Genomic DNA, 4,114 nt, shown 5'->3' on the forward strand with positions numbered 1-4,114 from the left:
GGCCTCGAGCTGGCCCCAGGTGGTGACGATGGCGGAGCGGATCTGGTCGCGCACGAACTCGGCCTGCAGGCGCGTCTGGCCCACGAGCTCCTTGGCCTGTCGGATCTGCGAGTAGGTCTGGCCGCCCTCGTAGATCGGGATCGTGATGCGGCCCACGATCGAGGCGGTGAGGCCGTTGTCGCCGGGGAATAGAGTGTCGTAGCGCTGGGCGACCTGGCCGGTGAGGCCGACCTGCGGGTAGAGCTGGCCCTCCAGCACCTTCACCTGCGCCTCGGCGGAATCGACGGCGTGCAGCGCCGAGGCGATCTGGGGATTCTCCTTGAGGCCGATATCGATCGCGGCGTTGAGGTTTCCCGGCACGTAGCGGTCGAGCGGGCGGCCCGGCGAGAGCTGGCGCGGCTCGACGCCGATGACCTGGCGATAGATGCCGATGCTGGAGCGCAGCTGCGACTCGGAGGCGCTCACCTGCGAGCGGGCGCCGGCCAGGCGCGCCTCGGCCTGGGCGACGTCGGTGCGGGTGACCTCGCCGACGTTGAAGCGGTCGCGGGTCTGACGGAGCTGCTCCTCCAGCACCTCGACGTTGTTGCGGTTCAATTCCAGCGTCGCGGTATCGCGCAGCACGTCCATGTAGGACTGGGCGGCGTTGAACAGGGTCGTCGTCTCGGTGAAGCGCAGGCTCTCGCGCTGGCTCAGCACGTTCGATTCCGCGCGCCGGGTGTTGTTGTCGGTCTGGAAGCCGTTGAACAGGGTCTGGTTGACGGTCAGGCCGGCGCCGCCGGGCCGGGTCGTTAGATTTCGCGGAGAGCCGCTCTGCTGCCCCTCGAATTGCTGCAGTCCGATATCGGCCGAGACGGCGACGGTGGGGCGGTAGCCCGCCTGCGCCTGCGCGACGGTCTCGTCGGTCGCCCGCACGCCCGCGCGGCCCGCATTGAGCTGCGGGTTGCCCCCGTAGGCGCGCGCCATCGCGCTCTCCAGCGTCTCGGCCCAGGCCGGGCTAGCAGCCGCGATGCCGGTGGCGGCGGCCAGACCGGCGAGCCGGAACCCGGTGCGCGTCGCAGGTTTGCGTCTTCTCACGTCGATCAGCCCTTGCGGTTTCTCGAAGGAACCGGACTTTTCCGTCTTGCCACAGTTGCAGCACAGCGTTGGGTGCATCCAGCCGAGCCCCGCTTGCGGCCAACCCTACCTGAGCTTGAACTGCGCGGCCCAGGGGCACAGAGGCGCAACCGTTAGAATCGCGTGAGACTGGCACATAAAAGAGACACCCATAACGACAGGTGGCAGGCGCAAACTTGCCAGACTCAGAGCATCGGATTCAAATTTCTGCACGGTCTGCGAGGGGCCTCGAGTAATGGGCAACCGCCCAATACCCCTTCGGTCTAATACGATAGGGACATTTTGCGCCGAGGCCCGATCCAGGCGCCAATTCCCAAGTCTCATGTATAGTATTGACTGTTGCCGCTAAACCACAACCGCCGTTATCCTCTGTCATTGGTCGATTCGACCCGGGATGCTGTCCACAAGAGGCATTTTGGAGATCTCTCTGATCGGGAACCTCAGACTGCCAAACTCCGCTGTCCCAGGAGCCGCGACCAGCGCGGCGCCGGCGGTCGCATCGGCGCGCCTCCCGAATTGGAATTCGGCGCCGTCCGGACCTCTTGCATCAGGTCGGGTACACGATCGGAGCAGCAGGCCCGCTTCCCCCTTCGCTTGCCTGGGGAAAGCCGGTCAAATTGGCTGTCTTGATCGATGTTTTCGTTAATAAGCCGATCGGGATCCAAACGCATCGCGCAGCAAACGGGAGGATGCTCGCCAGAACAAAATCCCGGAGAGCGTCCTACCCTACATCGGTGCCCATCCTGGCTGTCTCACGACCGAAGTCTGCGACCCGGCGCTCCGAAAAACTGGCCCGCCCCGCGGCAACTGCTCCCGACAGCGGTAACAAGCGAACCCCGCCGCCACATCTCAACGCCACGTGACCGGCCAGCTCTAGGCTCTTGACGTGGGACGCACGTCACAGTCGGCCGAGCCGGGCGCCTACCTGCCGAGTGGCAGGCTGTGGCAAACGAAAACTTGGTCGCCGATGCCAAGCGCGCTCAGCGGGGGTGTGAAGAACAGCCTCATTTGTGTTCCTGCATAAGACTCCTCGAAAATCAGGTCGCGCCACGCCAAGGTGGATCGAAGCAAACTGCGATAGGTCGACACGCGTCCTGTCACAGCGGCTTTCAGCAAAGCTTTCCTGGGATGCCGAATGTGCGATTTAAACCTTACCTATTTGGCTGATGCTAGACGCGGATTCCGGCATTGCTTGTTCATCGCGGCTCTCGTTAGCTCCCGGTTGAGAGAACGGGCAGACCGTGGGTTACGCAGGAACGGTGCTCCGAACGAGAGGCATCCGTGCCTTTTCCGTCTCGGGGTGACCGAGCCGGTGCCGACCCGGGTGCTTCATGCCGCCTCCGGAGCCGCGTTGTCGATGTGTGGTGCCGTCGAGACCAACAACGAGCCGGCCCCTCAACAAAGAGGAGGACAAGATGGCTGTTCCGGACATCCCATTCCCCTCCGCCGGGTCCGCGCCGATGGGCGAAATCCACCCGTTGTTTCCTGAGCAGAGTATCGGGCCTTTTCGCAGTGCCAACAGCGAGGAAGACGACCTTCACTTTATTCAACGCTTTGGGCCGAAGCCGATGCCGACCGATATGAGGAGCGTTCACGGCCTGAGTTCCGAGCCACGCCGACGCTCGGCGCTGTCGGCTCCGGAAAACTTCATTGCTGAGCACTTCTGGCGGAGAGTGGCGCGTCGCACGCGCTGGCCGCTGGCGATGCTGTCCGCGGCGATTGGCGCTGTGGCCGGTTTTCTTGTTCTCAACCCCCGATTGCCTGAACCTTTCGAACGAGTTGATCTGAGAGTTGCTCTGGCCTCAGTCGCTGGTGCAATCACCGGACAGACCAGCGTGCCGGCGGCGGCTGAGCGGGGTAGGGCGCCGAAGTTGGTTTCTGAGGCGCAAGGATCGGCTCCGGCGATGACGCCGCGGCCCGCACAGCCGGCGCCCCCCGTTTCCGCGGCAACCGAACTGCGGAGACGACTCGCCGCGAGCGGGTTGGTCGAGCAGCCCACCAGTCCGCTCAAACCAAGCGAGGCGAAAGTCACAGCCTTTCCACCAATGCCACAGACGCCCGAGCCAATCGAGACAGCCCTCGCTTCACCGAGCGCGCCAATCGAGCAAAGAGCGGAGCCGCCGAACGCGGCGAGAACTGCTGCGGTTCAGCCGCCCCAGGGGAGGCCCCAGCGGGACCTGCGCAAGCTTGACGCGTTGGTTGCGCGCGGGGAACAGTTGCTGGTGACTGGTGAGCTCACTGCGGCGCGCCTGTTCTTTGGACGAGCGGCCCAGGAAGGAGATCCACGAGGCGCACGTGGTGTTGCCAAGACCTATGATGAGCGGGTGCTGAAAGGGCTTGCCGTTCGCGGCCAAGAGGGGAACCGCGCCGAGGCCGAGCGCTGGTATTTGAAGGCTGTGACGCTTGATGCCGAAGAGGCAAGGGGCAACCCGTAGGGCGCTTCTGCTGAACGCTGATGCTGCGAACAAACGCTCTACCAAGGCTCCAGGGCACATCTCATACCACGTTCGTCGCCAGCACCACGCAAGGGTCCCAGCCGAACACGCCCGGTTCAGTCACTCCAGGCACACTCTACCGCGCGGTGAGGGGAGCTGTTCACTACGGGCTTTGAACCCCACAACGCGAAGTTGCATCTGGCTTGTGGCTATGGCAGCAGATGTCTGCCTGAGTTCCGCAGGCCAAGACGCGCTCCGTCTCTATGCTGTCAACGGCACAGCCGTGATGAACCGCGCCTCGCTGAGCCCTTCCAAGATCCAGACGGTGCGTACCCGTGGGTTACGACCGTCCGGCGTCTCAATCGGCCCCTCAAAGATCAGCTTCACAACGCCAGCCGCATCGACGGTCTTGAACCGCTCCAGGTTTCCCGGAGGCTGATTGGCTTGGATCAGGCGGCCAAGGCTTGCTGATCCTCCCCCGTTTTTGTGGACACGGAGGTTACGTTGCCCAGCGCTGCTCGGCCTGCTCAGGCGTACGGTACCCGAGGGCTGAGTGGAGGCGCTGT

2 protein-coding genes and 1 pseudogene are annotated in these 4,114 nt (G+C 64.1%); 1 reads left to right on the forward strand and 2 read right to left on the reverse strand.

What is annotated here, in order from left to right:
• Positions 1-1,152 (reverse strand): TolC family outer membrane protein (locus WDW90_RS35390; protein ID WP_336492416.1); only part of this gene is annotated, 1,152 nt, incomplete at its 3' end.
• Positions 1,153-2,528: 1,376 nt separating this feature from the next.
• Here WDW90_RS35390 and WDW90_RS35395 point away from each other — a divergent pair.
• Complete coding sequence (locus tag WDW90_RS35395) at positions 2,529-3,548, forward strand: hypothetical protein (RefSeq protein ID WP_336492418.1); 1,020 nt, start codon at positions 2,529-2,531, stop codon at positions 3,546-3,548.
• A 261-nt stretch (positions 3,549-3,809) separates the two neighbouring features.
• Here WDW90_RS35395 and WDW90_RS35400 read toward each other — a convergent pair.
• Positions 3,810-4,114, reverse strand: a pseudogene (locus tag WDW90_RS35400) (hypothetical protein); the annotation flags it as partial.

It is taken from the genome of Methylobacterium nigriterrae (assembly GCF_037106235.1).
Classification (GTDB): Bacteria; Pseudomonadota; Alphaproteobacteria; order Rhizobiales; family Beijerinckiaceae; genus Methylobacterium; species Methylobacterium nigriterrae.

Excerpts from the sequence above, each read along its gene's own strand:
- WDW90_RS35395 (WP_336492418.1), top strand. The coding sequence starts at position 2,529 with ATGGCTGTTCCGGACATCCCATTCCCCTCCGCCGGGTCCGCGCCGATG.